Origin of the sequence: Pseudomonas sp. NPDC098747 (genome assembly GCF_044760045.1) — a bacterium.
In the GTDB taxonomy this organism is placed as follows: domain Bacteria; phylum Pseudomonadota; class Gammaproteobacteria; order Pseudomonadales; family Pseudomonadaceae; genus Aquipseudomonas.
In genome coordinates this window covers 140045-160318 of sequence record NZ_JBIWAL010000005.1, presented here as the reverse complement: position 1 = coordinate 160318, position 20274 = coordinate 140045, and the positions used below count along the sequence as shown (strand labels likewise).

Annotated in this window: 18 protein-coding genes and 3 pseudogenes; 8 read left to right on the top strand and 13 right to left on the bottom strand. The window is 55.5% G+C overall.

Annotated features, from left to right (window positions below; all coding sequences use genetic code 11):
• Positions 1-141 precede the first annotated feature (141 nt).
• From ACIQVE_RS05045 to ACIQVE_RS05035, 3 genes are all read right to left on the bottom strand, one after another.
• Positions 142-1851: an ATP-binding cassette domain-containing protein gene (locus tag ACIQVE_RS05045; protein WP_402805126.1), complete on the bottom strand. Its 1710-nt coding sequence runs from the start codon at positions 1849-1851 to the stop codon at positions 142-144.
• A 29-nt stretch (positions 1852-1880) separates the two neighbouring features.
• A complete protein-coding gene (locus tag ACIQVE_RS05040; protein ID WP_402805125.1) occupies positions 1881-3065 on the bottom strand; it encodes a YcaO-like family protein in 1185 nt (394 codons plus the stop codon).
• Positions 3066-3676: 611 nt separating this feature from the next.
• Positions 3677-4030 carry a hypothetical protein gene (locus ACIQVE_RS05035; protein ID WP_402805123.1) on the bottom strand — a complete coding sequence of 118 codons (354 nt, stop codon included), beginning with the start codon at positions 4028-4030 and terminating at the stop codon, positions 3677-3679.
• Between the two features lie 514 nt (positions 4031-4544).
• Between ACIQVE_RS05035 and ACIQVE_RS05030 the strand changes: the two genes are divergently transcribed.
• The gene (locus tag ACIQVE_RS05030; protein WP_402805121.1) at positions 4545-9452 is read left to right on the top strand and encodes an NAD-glutamate dehydrogenase; all 4908 of its coding nucleotides are present in this window, start codon (positions 4545-4547) and stop codon (positions 9450-9452) included.
• A gap of 144 nt (positions 9453-9596) precedes the next feature.
• Here the strand turns inward: ACIQVE_RS05030 and ACIQVE_RS05025 are convergent, their stop codons facing one another.
• From ACIQVE_RS05025 to ACIQVE_RS05000, 6 genes and pseudogenes are all read right to left on the bottom strand, one after another.
• Positions 9597-10196 carry a hypothetical protein gene (locus ACIQVE_RS05025; protein WP_402805119.1) on the bottom strand — a complete coding sequence of 200 codons (600 nt, stop codon included), beginning with the start codon at positions 10194-10196 and terminating at the stop codon, positions 9597-9599.
• A 133-nt stretch (positions 10197-10329) separates the two neighbouring features.
• Positions 10330-10497, bottom strand: a pseudogene (locus ACIQVE_RS05020) (cupin domain-containing protein); the annotation flags it as partial.
• A 192-nt stretch (positions 10498-10689) separates the two neighbouring features.
• Complete coding sequence (locus ACIQVE_RS05015; RefSeq protein ID WP_402805117.1) at positions 10690-11280, bottom strand: hypothetical protein; 591 nt, start codon at positions 11278-11280, stop codon at positions 10690-10692.
• A 321-nt stretch (positions 11281-11601) separates the two neighbouring features.
• Positions 11602-12003 (bottom strand): cupin domain-containing protein, encoded by a 402-nt coding sequence (locus ACIQVE_RS05010; RefSeq protein WP_402805115.1) that lies wholly within the window; start codon positions 12001-12003, stop codon positions 11602-11604.
• A 212-nt stretch (positions 12004-12215) separates the two neighbouring features.
• Complete coding sequence (locus ACIQVE_RS05005; protein ID WP_402805113.1) at positions 12216-12509, bottom strand: putative quinol monooxygenase; 294 nt, start codon at positions 12507-12509, stop codon at positions 12216-12218.
• Positions 12510-12629: 120 nt separating this feature from the next.
• On the bottom strand, positions 12630-12977 hold the full coding sequence (locus tag ACIQVE_RS05000) for a hypothetical protein (protein WP_402805111.1): 348 nt from the start codon (positions 12975-12977) through the stop codon (positions 12630-12632).
• 207 nt (positions 12978-13184) lie between these two features.
• Here ACIQVE_RS05000 and ACIQVE_RS04995 point away from each other — a divergent pair, with 207 nt between their 5' ends.
• Genes ACIQVE_RS04995 through ACIQVE_RS04985 form a run of 3 tightly spaced genes read left to right on the top strand, consistent with a single transcriptional unit; the run spans position 13185 to position 15369 of the window.
• The gene (locus ACIQVE_RS04995) at positions 13185-13850 is read left to right on the top strand and encodes a secretin and TonB N-terminal domain-containing protein (protein WP_402805218.1); all 666 of its coding nucleotides are present in this window, start codon (positions 13185-13187) and stop codon (positions 13848-13850) included.
• Positions 13847-14398: an RNA polymerase sigma factor gene (locus ACIQVE_RS04990; RefSeq protein ID WP_402805109.1), complete on the top strand. Its 552-nt coding sequence runs from the start codon at positions 13847-13849 to the stop codon at positions 14396-14398. Before ACIQVE_RS04995 ends, ACIQVE_RS04990 begins: the two co-directional genes overlap by 4 nt.
• 32 nt (positions 14399-14430) lie before the next feature.
• Positions 14431-15369: a FecR family protein gene (locus ACIQVE_RS04985; protein ID WP_402805106.1), complete on the top strand. Its 939-nt coding sequence runs from the start codon at positions 14431-14433 to the stop codon at positions 15367-15369.
• A gap of 191 nt (positions 15370-15560) precedes the next feature.
• On the opposite strand, the gene ACIQVE_RS04980 is transcribed toward ACIQVE_RS04985, so the two are convergent.
• Together ACIQVE_RS04980 and gspH are read right to left on the bottom strand one after the other, a co-directional pair.
• Positions 15561-16169, bottom strand: a complete 609-nt coding sequence (locus ACIQVE_RS04980; protein ID WP_402805105.1) for a prepilin-type N-terminal cleavage/methylation domain-containing protein — start codon at positions 16167-16169, stop codon at positions 15561-15563.
• Positions 16166-16618 carry a type II secretion system minor pseudopilin GspH gene (gspH, locus tag ACIQVE_RS04975; RefSeq protein ID WP_402805103.1) on the bottom strand — a complete coding sequence of 151 codons (453 nt, stop codon included), beginning with the start codon at positions 16616-16618 and terminating at the stop codon, positions 16166-16168. Before gspH ends, ACIQVE_RS04980 begins: the two co-directional genes overlap by 4 nt.
• 120 nt (positions 16619-16738) lie before the next feature.
• On the opposite strand from gspH, the gene ACIQVE_RS04970 reads away from it, so the two are divergent.
• Positions 16739-17170, top strand: coding sequence for a type II secretion system protein N (locus tag ACIQVE_RS04970; RefSeq protein WP_402805101.1), 432 nt, complete (start codon positions 16739-16741; stop codon positions 17168-17170).
• A 126-nt stretch (positions 17171-17296) separates the two neighbouring features.
• Here ACIQVE_RS04970 and ACIQVE_RS04965 read toward each other — a convergent pair.
• Both ACIQVE_RS04965 and ACIQVE_RS04960 read right to left on the bottom strand, forming a co-directional pair.
• Positions 17297-17401: pseudogene (locus ACIQVE_RS04965) on the bottom strand (hypothetical protein); the annotation flags it as partial.
• A 39-nt stretch (positions 17402-17440) separates the two neighbouring features.
• Positions 17441-17812, bottom strand: a complete 372-nt coding sequence (locus ACIQVE_RS04960) for a MarR family winged helix-turn-helix transcriptional regulator (protein ID WP_402805216.1) — start codon at positions 17810-17812, stop codon at positions 17441-17443.
• Here ACIQVE_RS04960 and ACIQVE_RS04955 point away from each other — a divergent pair.
• The 3 genes and pseudogenes from ACIQVE_RS04955 to ACIQVE_RS04945 form a co-directional block, all read left to right on the top strand.
• A pseudogene (locus tag ACIQVE_RS04955) lies at positions 17797-17898 on the top strand (hypothetical protein); the annotation flags it as partial. The gene ACIQVE_RS04960 and the pseudogene ACIQVE_RS04955 overlap by 16 nt on opposite strands.
• Positions 17899-17973: 75 nt before the next feature.
• Positions 17974-19488, top strand: coding sequence for an FAD-dependent oxidoreductase (locus ACIQVE_RS04950; RefSeq protein WP_402805099.1), 1515 nt, complete (start codon positions 17974-17976; stop codon positions 19486-19488).
• Positions 19489-19868: 380 nt separating this feature from the next.
• Positions 19869-20228, top strand: a complete 360-nt coding sequence (locus ACIQVE_RS04945) for a DUF6124 family protein (protein WP_150597920.1) — start codon at positions 19869-19871, stop codon at positions 20226-20228.
• Positions 20229-20274 lie beyond the last annotated feature (46 nt).

Genomic DNA, 20274 nt, shown 5'->3' with positions numbered 1-20274 from the left:
GCGTTACTTTAATCCATCGTGGGGGGTGGCGACTAACGGCATTTTGTAGAAAAGAGCAAAAGATCCCGGCCTGCGGCCGTTACAGCATTGGAATGCGATCCAGTGTAGGAACTGTCGAAGACGGTGATCATTTGACGTTTTTTATTTCTCAACCATCTGAATATCAGTTAGCAGAAGTTTGATTGCGGCTGTGTCGACCAATTTCTGCCAAGGGCCATCGTCAATGATCGCACCGTTCTGCATGACGATGACCCGATCAAAGCGGTACAGGTGGCCGACATCATGGGTGACACAGATCAACCCGCGAGTCGCAAACGTATCGAACAACAGGTCCCAAACCGGTGCGGCCAACTTCGGTTCAATGGAGGCGCTGGGCTCGTCGAACAGATTGAATCGTCCCGGCCTGTTTATCAGGCGAAGCAAAGAAAGGCGTTTCGCTTCTCCGCCGGAAATGTTGGAGGCGTTCTCGGTGAGTTTGCGTTGCGAAACAATGTCCTCAAGATTTAAACGCTTTATCGCCAGATTCAGGTCAGGTGATAGATCCATGCCAAACAAAACCGACTTGGCAAAACTGCCCTCTAGAAACTGCGGAGATTGAGGGCAATACCTCAACACCTGCAGATGTGTCTGGGCATTCAGATCGCAGAGTTGCACGTGATCGATACTCAGGTGAACTCTCACTGAGGCGTTTAGCCCGGCCAGCGTTTCCAGCAAGGTGGATTTGCCGGCCCCACTGGGGCCAGTAATCGCAACCGACTGCCCCTGGTAAAACGTCATGGTTTGGCTGATGTTCAACTGAACAGCGTTGTTATCGCTGACGGTGCAGGGCTGAAGGACGAGCGTCGACTCGTTCCGCGCCGTGATATCGGCTTGTCGGCTGTCATCATCAAAGTCTTGCAGTGACAGCAGGTGGCGTAGTCGACGCTGGTCAGCCAAAAACTGATCGAGCACTCGATAACCTTCAGTCAGCGCCGAGATGTTGAGCAAAAAGCTTCCGGCAATGGCAAATACGGCAACCAGTTGGCCAACGCTGATACTTGGCTCGCCTGACAATTGGTCAATGACTCCCCAACCCAGCAACCCTCCAGTAGACAGGCTGACAAAGAGGATTTTCGCTCCACTCAAGAACCCTCCGGAACTGGCCACCGTCACTGCCGCTTTGGCGTACTGCCGGAAGGCATGGTTCAAGGGTTGAGTTGCCGTGTGCTCGGCGCTTTCCAGCTTTATCGATTTGCCGGTATTCAGGGTGCTGAAAAGCAGAGCACTTAGTTCGTCCTCCTGCTCATTAACTGCATCAATGTGCTTTCTGCGCCATTTGATGATTCGGTGGGCGGCAAACAAGTAAAGGATCGCCATGCCAGTCATTGCCAGGAAAATACCTGCCCCGCCCATGTAGTAAAAAGCCAGCCCGACGATGATGAACTCCAGACACAGCGGCAAACCTGTGGTGATGAAAAACGTCAGCAATTGCTCATGAGCGGTAATCCCACGCTCTACTGACTTAATGAAATGGCCAATACGCCACGTGTTGAATTGCTGGAACTCTTTGCGCATCAGCTGTGCCATCCAGCCGATTGAGGCATCCATCACTACCTGTTGCACCAACTTGGAAAGGAAATAGATTTGCAGCGGATTGATTACGGCTTGAATGCACCCGGCTAGGGTAATTCCTGCTGTCAAAAACAGCAGTAGGTTGAGCGCTGTCGGGGTTTGGCTGTTTAGTGCGTCAACTACTTTGCCTAGGAGCAATGGCGGTGCTAGTGCAAGGACTTTCAGCGCTATGACTGTGGTGATGGTTGAGATCAATAGCCACGCGTGATTTTTGCAAGCGGTTCTGATGAGCGTCTGCATTGAATGTCTTCTGTGGTGTGGCGCTAACATTATTTTGCGGGTAATTGACGCAAGATGGTTTGCGGTGCTACCAAGCTTCCATTCCTTATAATGTTAAAGCGTTCAAGGCCAGGTATATAGCTTTGGCAAACAATGCCGTTTCCGGGAAAGTCGGTAATGACTCTATAATAAAGTTTCCGGCCTGAGTCTGTGATGTTGTTGTTCAGGGTTTTCAGTTGTAACGGAACACTCGAGGTGAGGTGGGCTGGTGGTTCATCGATTGGCGGAAGCTTTAAAGCCCTAATGGGCTTAAAATCTATTAGGTGGCGGGGAGATTTAGAGTTGGCAAGAAAAGCGAATGTTTTGCTGTCAATTTTTTCTTGTGGAGCATCATAAAACGCACTCGCTTGAATTTGTTCGGTGACTGCCCGTTGTATCGCAGTTTGTATATCTAGGGAGTTTCCTGAGCCGATTGGGGATAGATGGAAATCACCTGGGCCAGATTTTGGAAGCGCTACAGAAAAATAACTATTCATTGAGCTGTGTATAACGATGATTTGTAGTTTTTCTGCAAGCCCCAGTGCGTGTGGGTCGTTCTGTAACGATCTTGCTAGTAGCGCGCTCGAAGGCCTGTACAGGCTAATGGAAGGGCCCAAGCTACAAATTGACAAAAATAATTTTGATAAAACATGTCTTTCGATGAGTTCGTTTGCACCGTGTAGTAGTGCCTCAGCTTGAGTGCAGCCGAAAGCAGAACCTGAGTTGGAGGAGTATCGGCCCAAAATGAGATGGGCTTCGCCTGCTTCGCTGCGTGGTTGATCATGGAGCTTTGGGCGAAGCAGGAGGCTTGGAATGAAGAGGTCCTCCGTTCTATCCAGTGTTGTTAGTTTGAAACACTCGATTGCTTCATTTTTGAATCGCAAGCTCGTCAGGAATCCATCGTGGCTGGCAGCGTGCTGGTTCGAGATAAAGTCACATTGCTGGATGCTCGATTCGGCAGAGCTCAATTGAAGTGCGCAGTAATGTTCGACGCTTTCAGCAAGTGCTCCAACAAGCGAATTTGGCCCTTTGCCGGCTCCAGCTTCCACTGCAGTGTTGGACTTGTCAAAAAGCTCGGCAACTGCTACGAGTTTGTGGTTGTCGGTATAGCGTGTAATCGCCTCTAAATCTAAGGAGCGTATTATTTTCTCAATTTTTAATTGCGCTACAAAAGGGCAAAACTCCCGCTCAGACATAATAGCCTCCTATAGTTTAAATGCCGGAGGGTTCCTCCGGCACTTTCCTGCACTGTCGGTCAGTTAGTGAGTGAAGCAAAGAAGCTCACTTCAGAAGCCAGAAAACTATCTGATGTATGCAGCATCTCTTGAAGGCTATCCCAAGGGCCGATCTCGGTACGTTTTTTACCCATGATATTAACTCCTTGTTATTGATGTGGCGCTAACTGGTGGCTGGCGCACTTGCAATGATAAGAGTGCAAGTGATTTATTAATAACAGTGGGCTATCTGATTTTCAATTGAGACCGGCAGCGATGTTTCCCAAGCTTCTGTGGGATTGTTCTTGCTGCTGAGTAGGGGGTTGCTTACGGTTTTTTCGGTTGTAAGAGGTGGGGGTTTTTAACTTTTCACTTCAATGAGTTGCAACGTTTAATCATGTTTCGCGCAAAGTGCGGAAAATGCTTCGGGGGGGGTATTGGATTTTTGTAGCAGGGGACTATCGAGCTTGCAGTTCTGGCCTCATCGCTGGCAAGCCAGCTCCCACAGGTTTTAGCGGTGTGCATGCGATTAATGCAGCACATCGGTCATTGTGGGAGCTGGCTTGCCAGCGATGAGGGCCACCTGGACGGCATCAAATCTCGCTGACGAACGTCCCGGTACCGTCGAGAATATTCTTCAAAGTCTCTTCAACCTCAGCCAGATCAACCATGTCCGGGTTAAAGGTGATCTCCAGCACATCATCACCATTCAGCACATCAGCATCCGCCGCCGCGATTTCGATCTTCAGCAGGGTCGAAGTCAGGGTTACCTTGACGCCATCGAGCGTCGAAGGCTCGCCATCCAGGGTGATTTCCAGTTCATCCTCGTCCGGATAGCGGCTCATCAGGAACATGTCGCCCTTGTCGCTGTGGCAGCAGAGCATGGCCATGTTGTCTTCTTCGTCGTCGCACGGGTTGACGATCAGTAGGGCGGTGGTCATTTGCATCGGGAATTCCTGCCTCAAGGGGCGTGTTGGTCGCAATTGGGCGCGATTCTGCCAGCCCTCGGGAATTTCTGCATGTGAGAGTGTCAGAGGATGTGTCGTGAACGCGATACAGGTCAATGGTCATTTCTGGCACGGATGTACCGTAAAACCGGGCATTCAGACCGACGTTCTGCGCCAAGAATGCTAGTGTTTAACCCAGCCAGAGCCTTGGTTTACGTGCCTATGACCGAATATGTCGCAGCACCGCAAGCAGACACATTGTCGCACCCATTAAGCTGCGCAACGGATGAGCACCCGTAAAGGCATTGTCCGCGCCTTGAAATCAACGCTGACAGTCGCTTTTGCAGATGCTCATTCATGGAAGGTGAATGTGACCTGAGTGTCCCGTCCAGCTTCACCCACCTGTCTCCCTGTTTCCTCTGCCCGAGAATCAGGAGCAGGGCGACACAAACCCCGAAAGGGGTGTTGCACGCGACGCTTTCCATTAATAACAAGCTTAAGCGGAGTACCACAGATGGCGTTCTTCACCGCAGCCAGCAAAGCCGACTTCCAGCACCAACTGCAAGCGGCACTGGCGCAGCACATCAGTGAACAGGCACTGCCACAAGTGGCGCTGTTCGCTGAACAATTCTTCGGCATCATTTCCCTGGACGAGCTGACCCAGCGTCGCCTCTCCGACCTCGCTGGCTGTACTCTCTCTGCGTGGCGCCTGCTTGAGCGCTTCGATCACGCGCAACCGCAAGTGCGCGTCTACAACCCCGATTACGAACGTCATGGCTGGCAGTCGACCCACACCGCGGTCGAAGTCCTGCACCATGACCTGCCGTTTTTGGTCGACTCGGTCCGCACCGAGCTGAACCGCCGCGGCTACAGCATCCACACTCTGCAAACCACCGTGCTCAGCGTACGTCGTGGCAGCAAGGGCGAGTTGCTGGAAGTCCTGCCGAAGGGCACTCAGGGCGACGACATTCTGCAAGAGTCGTTGATGTACCTGGAAATCGACCGCTGCGCCAACGCGGCCGAACTGAATGTGCTGAGCAAAGAGCTGGAACAGGTTCTCGGTGAAGTCCGCGTCGCGGTCGCCGATTTCGAGCCAATGAAAGCCAAGGTGCAGGAAATCCTCACCAAGCTCGACAACAGCGCATTCGCCGTCGATACCGACGAAAAGACTGAAATCAAGAGTTTCCTGGAATGGCTGGTGGGCAACCACTTCACCTTCCTCGGCTACGAAGAGTTCACCGTTACCGATGAAGCCGATGGCGGCCACATCAAGTACGACCAGGATTCCTTCCTCGGCCTGACCAAGCTGCTGCGCAATGGCCTGACCTACGATGACCTGCGCATCGAAGACTACGCCGTAAACTACCTACGTGAACCGACCCTGCTGTCGTTCGCCAAGGCTGCGCACCCGAGCCGTGTACACCGTCCGGCTTACCCGGACTATGTGTCGATCCGTGAAATCGACGCTGACGGCAAAGTCATCAAGGAACACCGTTTCATGGGTCTGTACACCTCTTCGGTGTATGGCGAGAGCGTGCGGGTCATCCCGTTCATCCGCCGCAAGGTCGAAGAAATCGAACGCCGCTCCGGCTTCCAGTCCAAGGCTCACCTGGGCAAGGAACTGGCGCAGGTGCTCGAAGTGCTGCCGCGTGATGATCTGTTCCAGACACCTGTCGACGAACTGTTCACCACCGTGATGTCGATTGTGCAGATTCAGGAACGCAACAAGATCCGCGTGTTCCTGCGCAAAGACCCGTACGGTCGTTTCTGCTACTGCCTTGCCTACGTGCCGCGCGACATCTACTCCACCGAAGTTCGCCAAAAAATCCAGCAAGTATTGATGGAGCGTCTCAAGGCCTCCGACTGCGAGTTCTGGACGTTCTTCTCCGAGTCCGTGCTGGCTCGCGTACAGCTGATTCTGCGTGTCGATCCGAAGAACCGTCTGGACATCGATCCGCTGCAACTGGAAAAAGAAGTGGTGCAGGCCTGCCGCAGTTGGCAGGACGATTACGCTGCGCTGACCGTCGAGAACTTCGGCGAAGCCAGCGGCACCAACGTCCTGGCAGACTTCCCAAAAGGCTTCCCGGCGGGTTATCGCGAGCGCTTTGCTGCGCATTCGGCCGTGGTCGACATGCAGCACCTGCTGAGCCTGAACGACAAGAACCAGTTGGTGATGAGCTTCTACCAGCCACTGGGTCAGGTGTCCGGCCAACGCGAGCTGCACTGCAAGCTGTATCACGCCGACACGCCGCTGGCGTTGTCCGACGTGTTGCCGATTCTGGAAAACCTCGGTCTGCGCGTCCTGGGCGAATTCCCGTACCGGCTGCGCCACAACAATGGCCGCGAGTTCTGGATTCATGACTTCGCGTTCACTGCTGCTGAAGGTCTGGAACTCGACATCCAGCAACTCAACGACACGTTGCAGGATGCGTTTGTACACATCGTGCGCGGCGATGCCGAAAACGATGCGTTCAACCGTCTGGTACTGACCGCCGGCCTGCCATGGCGCGACGTTGCGTTGCTGCGTGCCTACGCCCGTTACCTGAAGCAGATTCGTCTGGGCTTCGATCTGGGTTACATCGCCAGCACCCTGAACAACCACACCGACATCGCTCGCGAACTGACGCGGTTGTTCAAGACCCGCTTCTATCTGGCGCGCAAGCTCGGCAGCGACGATCTGGAAGACAAGCAACAACGTCTGGAGCAAGCGATTCTGGCTGCACTGGATGACGTTCAGGTACTCAACGAAGACCGCATCCTGCGTCGTTACCTCGACCTGATCAAAGCGACGTTGCGTACCAACTTCTACCAGACTGACGCCAACGGCCAGAACAAGTCGTACTTCAGCTTCAAGTTCAACCCGCACGCGATTCCAGAACTGCCAAAGCCAGTACCGAAGTTCGAAATCTTCGTCTACTCGCCACGCGTTGAAGGCGTGCACCTGCGCTTCGGTAACGTTGCTCGTGGTGGTCTGCGCTGGTCCGACCGTGAAGAAGACTTCCGTACCGAAGTCCTCGGCCTGGTAAAAGCTCAGCAAGTAAAGAACTCGGTCATCGTGCCGGTGGGTGCGAAGGGCGGTTTCCTGCCGCGTCGTCTGCCACTGGGCGGCAGCCGAGACGAGATCGCGGCCGAGGGCATCGCCTGCTACCGCATCTTCATTTCCGGTCTGTTGGACATCACCGACAACCTGAAAGACGGCGCACTGGTGCCGCCATTGAACGTGGTTCGCCACGACGATGACGACCCGTACCTGGTAGTGGCAGCGGACAAGGGCACTGCAACCTTCTCCGACATCGCCAACGGCATCGCCATCGACTACGGCTTCTGGCTGGGTGACGCGTTTGCCTCCGGTGGTTCGGCCGGTTACGACCACAAGAAAATGGGCATCACCGCCAAAGGCGCGTGGGTTGGCGTACAGCGTCACTTCCGTGAACGCGGCATCAATGTTCAGGAAGACAGCATCACCGTGGTCGGCGTCGGCGACATGGCCGGTGACGTATTCGGTAACGGCTTGTTGATGTCCGACAAGCTGCAACTGGTTGCCGCATTCAACCACCTGCATATCTTCATCGACCCGAATCCGAACCCGGCGACCAGCTTCGTCGAGCGTCAGCGCATGTTCGACCTGCCGCGTTCGGCCTGGACCGATTACGACACCAGCATCATGTCCGAAGGTGGCGGTATCTTCTCGCGCAGCGCGAAGAGCATCGCGATTTCCCCGCAAATGCAAGAACGCTTCGACATCAAGGCTGAAAAGCTGACCCCGACCGAACTGCTGAACGCCTTGCTCAAGGCGCCGGTGGATCTGCTGTGGAACGGCGGTATCGGTACTTACGTCAAGGCCAGCACCGAAAGCCACGCCGATGTCGGCGACAAAGCCAACGATGCACTGCGCGTGAACGGCAACGAGCTGCGCTGCAAAGTGGTGGGCGAGGGCGGTAACCTCGGTATGACCCAACTGGGTCGTGTGGAATTCGGCCTCAATGGCGGCGGTTCCAACACCGACTTCATCGACAACGCCGGTGGTGTGGACTGCTCCGACCACGAAGTGAACATCAAGATCCTGCTGAACGAAGTGGTTCAGGCCGGTGACATGACCGACAAGCAACGTAACCAGTTGCTGGCGAGCATGACCGACGAAGTCGGTAATCTGGTGTTGGGTAACAACTACAAGCAGACTCAGGCCCTGTCTCTGGCGGCGCGCCGTGCTTATGAGCGCATCGCTGAGTACAAGCGTCTGATGAGTGATCTGGAAGGCCGTGGCAAGCTGGACCGTGCCATCGAGTTCCTGCCGGCCGAAGAGCAACTGGCCGAGCGTATCGCTGAAGGTCATGGCCTGACGCGTCCTGAGCTGTCGGTACTGATCTCGTACAGCAAGATTGACCTCAAAGAGCAGCTTCTGGGCTCAATGGTGCCGGACGATGACTACCTGACTCGCGACATGGAAACGGCGTTCCCGCCGAGCCTGGTCAGCAAGTTCTCCGAAGCCATGCGTCGTCACCGCCTGAAGCGCGAAATTGTCAGCACCCAGATCGCCAACGATCTGGTCAACCACATGGGCATTACCTTCGTTCAACGACTCAAAGAGTCGACCGGCATGAGCCCGGCGAACGTGGCTGGCGCCTACGTGATCGTGCGCGACATCTTCCACCTCCCGCACTGGTTCCGTCAGATCGAAGCGCTGGACTACCAGGTCAGCGCTGACGTGCAGTTGGAGCTGATGGACGAGCTGATGCGTCTGGGTCGCCGCGCCACTCGCTGGTTCCTGCGAGCCCGTCGCAACGAGCAGAACGCTGCCCGTGACGTTGCGCATTTTGGTCCGCACCTGAAAGAGCTGGGTCTGAAGCTCGACGAACTGCTGAGCGGCGAAATCCGTGAAAACTGGCAGGCGCGTTATCAGGCTTACGTCGAAGCCGGTGTGCCGGAATTGCTGGCGCGTATGGTGGCGGGTACCTCGCACCTGTACACCCTGCTGCCGATCATCGAAGCCTCCGACGTGACTGGCCAGAACCCTGCTGAAGTGGCTAAAGCCTACTTCGCCGTGGGCAGTGCGCTGGACATCACCTGGTACCTGCAACAGATCAGCGCTCTGCCGGTTGAAAACAACTGGCAGGCTCTGGCCCGTGAAGCGTTCCGTGATGATGTGGACTGGCAGCAACGTGCGATCACCATCTCCGTCCTGCAACAGGGCGACGGCACTCAAGACGTGGAAACACGTCTGGCGCTGTGGATGGAACAGCACGAAGGCATGATCTCGCGCTGGCGCGCCATGCTGGTGGAAATCCGTGCCGCGAGCGGCACTGACTACGCCATGTATGCAGTGGCCAACCGTGAACTGCTGGATCTGGCGTTGAGTGGGCAGGCGGTCGTTCCTGCACCTGCGACAACGTCGGCCAGCGCTGAACTCGAGCCGGCTATCTGATCGGCAGTTGAATGAAAAAGCCCCGCATTGTGAGATGCGGGGCTTTTTTTTGTTTTGCCGAGTCAAAAAACAAAGGGGGCAAAACTTACATAAATACTTAAAGTGTCGATGCAATTTTCGAACATGTTCGCCTTTACCTACGAACTACCAGGTTGCGTTTGGCTTTCGCACGAATTGACCAGTGCTGAGAATTTTATAGTAATTATCAAGGCTTTCATGGCCGCGTTTAACAATGTTCAGGTTGAGCTTGATCAGAGTGCCCCATTGTCCGCTATAGCTGTACATCTTGCTATCTATGAGTTGTTTTTTGATGAAGGCGCCCTGATGCAATTGCATATAAAGGGTGTCGTGCATAGGGTTAATATCTTCAATTGTAACGACATTCAAGTCGGAGTCGTAGAGTATAAAAGAAGTAGTATTGGATCCTCTTTCCGGGAAAGCACCCAGAGCGTGGGCTCCCTTTCCATCGGTACCCAAATATTGTCCGTGATGCTTACCACCACGAAATTGGATTGTGTAAGTATAGTCGTCATGGCCGATGAAATAAGCGTACTGCGGACTTTCACCGGAACTGGCATGGTAGCTGGCCAAATCGCCTCCTGATGTGTCAGGTCCAGATGGAACTGTGATCAGACTTTTCTGGGTGTCGAAACGTTTTCCGTAGGGATGTGTATCAAAGAATATTATATTCGCCCCGTCGAGTTTGATTTCAGCCAAAAAAGTTCGGTCGTGTAAGAGAGTCATAGCGTTTCCTTGTTTCTATGGATGTTTCGTCCTTTGAGTCTCTACTTTATTCGATGTGGTTTTTTTTGGTAGTTCACAAAGGTTGCTTACTGTTACCTGCGCAGAAAAAGCAAGGTCTCTCTACTCGTTCATTTCATGAGAGTTCATCCGTGACCAACACCATGAATACCCACAACTTGGCAGGCGTGGTCTGACTGGCGTTTTTCGACACCAGATGTTCGGAGCCGGCCGGTTCGTACTAGAACTGGCCCTTCCTGTAGGTGATCGGCAGTTCACCCTTAACCTGGGAAAAGACTCCACCTTCCTGCGACAACGTCGGCCAGCGCTGAGTTCGAGCCGGCTATCTGATCGGCAGTTGAACGAAAAAGCCCCGCGTTGTGAGATGCGGGGCTTTTTTATTTATGCTGGTTCAATAAGTAGAGCAGGGCAGATTCCCTTGAATGCAATCGGCGCAAGCGCGTGGACATTGCCCCCACCGCAAGATATACCCGCTTTAATTTGAATCAAGTCTAAGAAAATGCCCCGCCGAACGCGAAAATCCGTAGTTCTCTATACCGTCAAAGCCCCGCTCAACGATTTCGATGTCGAGTTTGACCAAGTTGCCCCGTCGTCCACTGTAGCTGTACATCTGATCGTCTATCAGCTGCCTTTTAATAAATGGGCCCTGTAGTTGTTGTAAATATACACTTTTATTGGTGGATGTTATGTCGTCCAAAGTAATGATGTTTAAATTGGAATCGTACAATGTGAATGAAGTAGCAGAAACAGCGTCAGGGTAAATCCTAAGCGCACGGGTGCTATCGCTGGCGGTGCCGAGATATTTCGCATGGTGATTGCCACTGCGAAATTGGATCTTGTAGCTGTAGTCGTCATGGCCAATAAAATAAGCAAATTCTGGACTGTCCCAGATGTCTGGGGTGAAGCTCGCCAAAACGTCTCCCGTTTTGGCGGGGCCCTGAGGCGTCGTGATAGAGTTTTTCTGGGAACTGAAGTTCATCCCGTAAGAATGTTTGTCATAGAATATTACATCTTCGCCATTGAATTTTATTTTTGCTAAAAATGATCTGTTATTTGAAATACCCATGAGGTCGTCCTTGTTTGATTGTTTGTTGATTCTTCCTGTGTCTCTTTATCGTACTCGATGCACTGGGTTTTGGAAGTCGAGAAAAGTTACGTGTTATTGCGCGCGTGGTAGAAGTCAGGCCTCTCCACTTGGATTTAATAAGAGGCCTTGCCTGTCAAAGAACGAGTTATCTGCTTTCTGATAATGGCACAGACTCTGTACGAAACCGGTGCCGACATTGGCTTGAGTTTGCAATAACGAAGGCTGGTTAACTTCGACGGGTAATAAAAAGGCTCAAATCAATGATTTCAGCCTTTTTGTTTATGGCTGGGCAAACAACCATCAGTTTTTCAGCGGGATCAACACTTGTTCATCAGGGGCCAAGACCATGAACACCAGCAACTTGGCAGGCTGGGTCTGGCTGGCGTTTTTCGACACCAGATGTTCGGAGCCAGCCGGTTCGTACCAGAACTGACCTTTCTTGTAGGTGATTGGCTGTTCACCCTTGACCTGGGAAATGACTTCGCCTTCCAGCACGTACGCCATCGCGGTGCCGTCGTGTTTGTGAGCGATGGAAGATTGGCCGGGTTGGTAATCGACTTCGATCATCATGGCCTTTTTGCCCGGGGCGTTTTTCAGCATCTGGTCTTGCAGGACCGTGACTTTCTCGGATGGGTCGTGAGCCAGCGTGGACACGGATACAGAAAGGGCGAAGGCGGCGGCGAAGACGTGCAGGAGTTTCATGGCGGATCACCTGTAGAAGTGGGGATGTCGGTGATCACAGTAGTTCCCGGGGCGGGGCATGCAAACGGCCAATATTCGGGAAGATCGGGTGACCAATTCGTGGTCATTAAGGAGAAGAAGGGCTGCGGCGCAATACGCCTTCGCGAGCAAGCTCGCTCCCACAGTTGATTGCATTCCAATGTGGGAGCGAGCTTGCTCGCGAAGGCGTCGGATCAAACAATCGGAAAGCTGTTGAAGTCCACACTGTTGGCCAATCGACTGTCGATCAGGTCGATAAATCCCTGGGCCTCTGGCCGGTTGAAATGTGCCTGCATCGCCGTCTCCGACTGCCAGCGCGCACTGACCATCCAGCGGTGGCTGTCCTCGGGGCAGCGGTCAACGAGGTAGGAGTCGCAGCCCGGCGTTTCGCGCAGGGTTTCGACGATTTTCTGCAGTTGCCTGCCCAGTTCATCCGAGCGGCCGGTGGCAGCTTGCAACTGCACCGTATTGATCACTTCGTTGGACATTACTCACACTCCTGAATCAGGCCGGACGAATCCTGCTCATTGAGGGATAACGCCTGTGCAGGATAGGCCTGCATCCCCGGATCACCAATAACCAATCAGCGGTTAAACCGCTAGGTCAGGCTATTTGCCAATCAGCAATGGTGAGGTTCCGGCATTGGACGGTGGACGCTGCGGTTTCACCGACGTCCCAAAGGTGTTGCCCATCCGCGTGCTGGTTGCGGCCGGTGTGGCGAGGCCCACTTGGTTGGGTGGCCGTTTGTTGACTGGCACATTCAGCGCCTCGCGGTTTTTCTCGGCCGCTGCCACACCTTCCGGGTTGTTGCCCATCTGTTGGCTCAGACAATCGTAATTCGGTGCCTTGTAGCCGCCGACCGTCACATCCACGCAGCCCAGCCGCTGCTCGGCGTGGGCGCCAACGAACACGCTCAGCAGCAGGCCGCCCAAGGTGAGTTTCCACAGTGATTTCATGCAGGCCTCCTGGCCGACCCGAAGGGGTCGTTCTATGGAATGAGTCTAGTGCAAGCCGTGCGCAATTCCCGTGATGGTTTTTTTGCACTGACCGTCACACCAGATTCATAAACAGCCCTCAGGATGACGATTTTCAGGGATATGTCGGCCGTGCAGCGAGGCAGCTCCAGGGACGGTCTTCAGCGTTCAACGACACTTGTGCGCCAGATCACTCTGGGGCTGCTGCTTGGCTTGCTGACAGGCAATGCGACAGCGAACCCCGTGCCGGCGGACTTGCGCATGACGCTGCATATTCCCGCGCAGGATCTTGCCGGGGCACTGGATCAGTACAGTCGCGCCACTGGAGTGGCGGTGCTGGTCGACAGCCAGTTGAGTCGTGGCAGGCGCTCTTTGGCGGTGGATGGTGAATACACCGCCGCTGACGCCTTGCGCCGTTTACTCGGCGGCAGTGGCTTGATGGCGCGCTATGCCCGTGACGATGCTTTCACCTTGCAAGTGGCACAGGTGGAGGACGTGCCATCGACGTTTGAAAAACCGACGCCCGCCAGTATCGCAGTCAGCCGCAGTTATGCGACGGCAGTGCAAGCCGCGATCGAGCGCAACCTGTGTCGCTCGCCGCTGACCCGTCCGGGCAATTATCGCGCGGTGTTGCAGGTGTGGGTGGGGCGCGACGGCGTGGTGCAACACAACCGGTTGGTCACCTCGACCGGTGATGTACGGCGCGATACCGCGCTGGTGGAAAGCTTTCGCAATCTCAGGATCGACCGGCCAACGCCCAGCGCCTTGCGTCAGCCGGTCACGTTGCTGTTGTTACCGGAGTCGTCAGGAAAACGCATGGAATGCACCAAATGGGAAGGAGTTTCCGGGGGATGAAAGACACCGGACAAGGTTCGATGGTCCAGCTGTTCCTGACGTCCTACGAGGACTTTCGGGTGCGCCTGCGCAGGCGTCTCGGCTCGGAGGATCTGGCCAACGACGTGCTGCACGAAACCTACCTGCGGGTCGACCGCATGGAGACACCGCCGAACATCACGCGGCCGAATGCCTACCTCTATCGCATGGCCCTGAACATCGCCGCTGACCGGCGTCAGGCTGACGCGCGACTGCTCACCGGCACCGAGGTCGAAGAGTTGCTGCAGCTCGGTGACGAGGCCCTAGACCCTGCGCGGGTGGTGGGCGGGCAGAGGGAAATCCAGTCGCTGCTCAGCGCCTTGTACGAACTGCCTGCACGGCGTCGCAAGATCTTCATCGCGGCGCGTCTGGAAGAGGCGCCGCACCTGGAAATCTCCCAACGTTTTGGCATTTCCACGCGGATGGTCGAGAAGGAAATCAAAGCCGCTTTGGGATACTGCGCAGCGAAACTGGAAAGAAAAGTGTTTCAGCGGTTCGGTCGCGGGGCCGGAAAACCGTCTTCAGAGTAGTGCCCGATTAATCCGTTGAGAATACGCGCGTCTTGAACATCTTCCGACTGACACCTGCCGAGCCCACGGCCGCCGAGCGCCTGCAAAGCGAAGCCCGCGACTGGCTGATCCTGCTGACCTCGGGCCGTGCCACAGTCGCCGACGCCCGGGCGCTGCGCGCGTGGTGCGCACAGAGTTCCGAACATGCGCAAGCCTTCGAAGAGTGCAAAGCGCTGTGGCACTTGCTGCAACCGGCTGCCGAAGGTTTGCAGGCGCCGCGCGGGTTTGGGCGGCGCGCGTTTCTCGGTGGTGCCATCGCGGCATCGGCAGCCTTTTTGTTGGTACGCGGGACGATTCCTGGCGGCTTTGGCGGGCTGGGTGCCGATTACATCACCGAAGTCGGTCAGCAACGGCGCGTTGAACCGGCCGAGGGTGTGCGCCTGGAGTTGAACACGCAGACGCGGATCAATCAGCGTGCAGTGGATGACGGCGTGCAGGGTTTTGAGTTGGTCAGTGGTGAAGTCGAGGTGCAGACGGCGCGGTTGCCCCTTGCGATGCAGGCCGGAGGCGGGTGGTTGCGTGCGAGTCAGGCGCGGTTCAATTTGCGTAATACCGATCAGCAAGTTTGTGTGACTTGTCTTGATGGTGCGGTTGAGGTGGACGTTGAAGGACGTAGCCTGCGTCTTGAATCGGGGCAGCAATTGACCTATGACGCGCGGCGGGTTGGCAATGTGCAGAGCGTTGACACGGCGGCGGTGATGAATTGGCGGCAGCAGGTGTTGGTGTTTAACGGTGCGACCTTGAGCCAGATGATTGATGAGATTAATCGTTATCGGCCGGGGATGCTTTTGTTGCTGAACCGGGAGCTGGGGGAGCGTCGGGTGCAGGCGCGGTTTAGTCTTGATCAACTGGCTGGGGTGGGGTTGTTGATTCGTGATGCCTATGGGGTCAAATGTACTGAGTTGCCGGGTGGTGTGGTCGTCCTTAGCTAACCCATTCCCGCCGCACCACCAACCTTGTGGGAGCTGGCTTGCCAGCGATGACGGCCTGACAACCAACCAATCTCTAACTGGACTGCACACAATCCAACTGTGGGAGCCAGCCTGCTTGCGATAGCGGCCTAACAGCCAACCAATCTCTGACGGGTGTACTCGTATCAAATGAGCTACCCAATTGGCTGTATTCAATCCAGCGGCCCAATCACTTGCCGGTATTTTTCCAGCCCCTGCGGCGTCTGCCGAGTCAGGCGTATTTCCAGTCCTTGGGGATCTTCGCGCCGATTCCCGCTGAGCCGCCGCCACCCCTTATCCACCTCCCAAACCCGCACCTGCGCATCGCTAACCTCGTTCAACACCGCAACCCCATTGGTCGGCGCCGGCAACGGATAACGACTACGCGCCGGCGCCACCGCCCGATACAACGTGTCGCCCTTAAGCCACCAGCGAACCCGCTGCAAAGCCCCGGGTTGATCGGCCGCCGTGCGAATGATGTCCAGGCGAAACCCGCTACTGTCACTGCTACGCACGGTGAGGGCGGGCGGGGCGGTGGGCGGCTCATCATCCACACCAACTTTCTTCGGCTCGGTCAACTCAATCCCCGCGCGCATATCCACATCCCGCTGCAACTGATTCAACGCCCGCAACAAGCTATCGCTCTGCTCACTACTGGCCTGCAAATGACTGTCGGCACGGGTGACACTGTCCAGACCGCGCCAGGCAATCAGGCTCACCACCGCCATCAACAGAATCGCGACCATCACCTCAATCAGGGTAAAACCTTGTTGGCCCTTCATTGCACACTGATCCGGCCGGCGCCGTCGCGCAGCACGCTGAGACGATTCAAACCATCGGACAAAGTCAGTTGCAGCGGCGGATTGATCCACTCGGCGTTGAGCACAACTTTCTGCCTGGGCTCCACGCGAACCTCCACTTTCGGGCTCTGCCACGGCCGCGGGCGCAATTGCGGATCTTCACTGAAATGCTCAAACCCCTTGCCGCTGTCACTGCGCCGACTGAATCGAAACCCTTTGGCGTCACTCAGCCACACAATCGGCCGCCCATCCGCCCGCGCCTCGGCCTGCGCCACTTGCAGCAGTTGCGCCACGCGCTCCGCGTCCTTGCGCAGCAACTGCAGCGGGTCGGGCTTGATGCTCAGGCTGATCGCCGCACTGGCGATACCGATGATCACCAGCACCACCATCAACTCGATCAGCGTAAAACCCTGTTGCTTGACCATGTTCATCGATTGCGCGCTCCTTTGCGTCGGAAGTCATCGTGCACGGCCAATATGTTAGGCGTGTGAAATAAAACGGAGAGAATTGCCGCGTAGGCTGACAGCAGGGATAAAAAGGAGATTCAACCCATGATGTTCACCGCACGCTTTTCCCCACCGCAAATGGTTCAGGCCCTGGCGCTGCTCGCAGCGCTGGTGGGTGTCGCGACGTGGTCGTCGCTGCTGCTGACGTCCGCCGAATCGCATACACCGGCGGCGGCCCCGCAATTGTTGGCGGCGCGCAGCGATAGCCCGGCGTTGCAGTGGTTCTCGAATCAGACGGCGCCGGTGGATATCAAGGTGAGCGGGGTGATGGCGGGGAGCCGGGGGGCGGTGGCGATACTGAGTTTGAACGATGGGCCGCCGCGTAGTTTTTTGCAGGGGGAGAAGGTTGGGCCTGGGGTGAAGTTGGTGGCGGTTGAGGGGGATGGGGTGGTGATTGAGCAGGGTGGGGAATCGGTGCGGTTGGTGTTGGAGAGGTTGCCGGAGGGGCCGGTTTTGCCGAGGTTGACGAGGCCCTGATCTCCGGGGTTGAAGGCAGTTATTGTGCTGTTTTAGTTGTAGTGGTGCGTTCCGGATTGCTGGGAATGTACTTGGTTACTTTCAGCCTAGAGTGTGTCAAAACGCGCGGGTGTACTGTCAGTTGTTAATCAAACGCCCCGTCAACCACATCAGCTCAATGTTGCGTTGAGCTTCTCGTTCCAGGCACCGGTTTGACTGAATGCGGTTGAGAAAGCCATAGATAAAGCGTTTTTACACACTCTGGGCCAATAGCTGACATTCGAGGACATTCTAGCCGTGCAGCGAATCATCTTTGATATCGTCGGCAAACTTGCGCATAAGACGCACTAGGTTCTCGAAGTCCTGCACGTCCCATGTGGCGAATATGGACTGTCCAATTCTCTCTCGCGCCTCGTCGACACGATCGGTCATCGCTTTGCCCTTATCGGTAACGACAGACTCTCGGACACGGCGGTCGATTGCGCTTTCCTGTCTGAGGACCAATCCTAAGGTTTCCAGCTTTGCAATCTGACGGCTGACAGTCGTGTAATCGCGCCCAACACGATCCGCCAGCTCGACAACGCCAATAGGCCCCAGCCGCTCCACCAGAACCAATAACGGAAACAGCGCACGGTCGAGGGATATACCCGCGTCTCGAACCATCGCTTCGTCGCGCTGAGGTCGGTTCATCACCCCGACAATTTCAAGGAGCGCCCCATGAAGCTCGCGGAGCTGGTTGGTTGTATGTGTATTTTGCACATTTATTGTTGACACTGTTCATTCTCCGTCTGAATATGTGCATATTGCACATATGGGTGGTCGGAATGAAAGAGCAATTCGCAGTGGATGTCTTGATTTGCGGTGCGGGTGCGGCCGGTTTGACCTTGGCGATTGAATTGGCGAGAAGGGGAATTGCCTTTCGTCTCATCGAAAAAGCGGACCACCCTTTCCAAGGATCGCGTGGTAAAGGTATTCAGCCAAGAACTCAGGAGATCTTCGAGGATTTCGGGATCCTCGACCGAATTGTTGCGGCGGGAGGATTTTATCCGACTGAGCGGCGATATCGCGATGACGGCAGCTACAGTGATTCAGATGTCATGGTGCATCAGGACGCGACACCGGCCGAGCCTTACCACTTGCCTTTGATGGTGCCGCAATTTCTGACCGAAAGCGTAATGCGCGAACGCTTGCTTGAACTGGGCCACAGGCCTGAGTTTGGTTGCGAGCTAATAGGTTTCGAACAGAATATGGACGGCGTAACGGCGCGTCTTTTTGGCAAGGCCGGTGACGAGTCGCTTCGCGTGCGGTGGCTGATTGGCGCCGATGGCGGTCGTAGCTTTGTGCGTCATGCGCTCAATGTCGAATTCCCGGGCAAGACTCTAGGCTTGCGCGCTTTGGTTGCCGATGTCGTGCTGTCAGGCCTGTCGCGCGATTGCTGGCACCGCTTTGGCGATGGGGACATGGAGCGGCAGATCGCGCTGTGCCCACTGGCCGGTACTGAGATGTTTCAGATACAAGGCCCGATCCCGTTCGATGTGGACATGGATCTTTCCTCCGAAGGACTGACAGCGATAGTGGCGAAACGCACCGGCCGCGACGATATTCACGTTCAATCGGTCTCCTGGTCCTCGGCCTACACGATGAATGCTCGTCTGGCGGATCAATATCGTGTGGGTAAGGTGTTTCTCGTCGGGGACGCCGCGCACATTCATCCCCCCACTGGTGGTCAAGGACTAAATACCAGCGTACAGGACGCGTACAACCTGGGGTGGAAGCTGGCTGCGGTCGTCAATGGAGCGCCTGATACGCTGCTCGACAGCTATGAAGTGGAGCGGCGACCCGTCGCGGCAGCAGTCCTCAACCTGGCGACAAAGCTTCTTGACGATCTGAAGCGTGGCGACATGCGACGTGGCCGGGAGGCGCATCAACTTGATATTGGCTATTCCCACTCGAAACTCGTGCGGGAGCAGCCTGAACGTCATGTCGGTTTGTTTGCCGGCGACCGCGCACCGGACGCAAAGGTGTGTGGGGCCGCCGGCCAATCACTACGGCTATTCAACTTGTTTCAGGGCACACACTGGACATTGCTTGGCTATGGGGTAGAGCGCGGGCTCGTGCCGCCTCGTCCTGGATTGCATATCCATACCTTTGGCCCACGCGGCGAGATATCTGATGATCAAAAGCAGTTTTTCAGCGCCTATGAGCCCGCTATTGGCGATTGGGTGTTAGTCCGCCCTGACGGCTACATCGGTGCGGTAGCTATGATTGACGATGTCGAATCTTTAGAGCGCTATCTCGCACAGGTAGGACTCAGTGCAGCCAATACGTGCTGTTACTGATGTAGCTGAAAGTGGAAAGCATCAATAAACCCAAATGTTTAAAAAGACATCTCCAGACACTCTCTCAGGCTACATATCCTTGCGCCTTTGCCTACAGCTACGCCAGAATCCGCCGGCTTGTGCGCCTTGGGGGCGGGTTCTATTGTGGTTCGGTCGCTGACGAATCAGCGATCGGGTTTGGTAGCCCGGCTTAGACTTGGCGCATAGCGTCACCCGATATAGTCCTTTTTGGGGCTGTGTATTTATGGTGGCCATGCGCAGGGCGTCTTCGGGCGCGCCGGTTCTCCAAGTCACCGGTCTACCAACCTTCGTATGGCCACCACCCCTTCGTTTGGTAGCGAAAGATGATGGCTCCTTTTCTATGATTTGGAGATTCACTCATGATCAAACCAACACCCAACCCGCCCGAAACCGACTCGGTTTCTCCCTACGAATCCCTCGACTCAAAAAAACTCCACGAAGCCGCCGACCGCGCCCTCGACCATTACCTCTGTCCACCTGGCTCTACACCACCTCCACGCAAGACCCGCGGGATGTATGCGGTGACCGCGGACAACAAAAACGAAGAACTGCTGATCGATGCCAGTGAGACACTTGCTTCGGCGCAAACCATCGCGCAGAACGTCGCCAGTCTGTTGCCGGCGTCGCAGCGTCGGGCGTTGTTGGGGATTGCGCAGTTGATCATGCTCGGAGAGTTGGCGGTGAATCGGGCGCTGGATAATTTGCAATTGCCGGGTTGATGCGCGTATCGGGATCACCCGTTGATTGATTGGGTGTCCGTTCTGG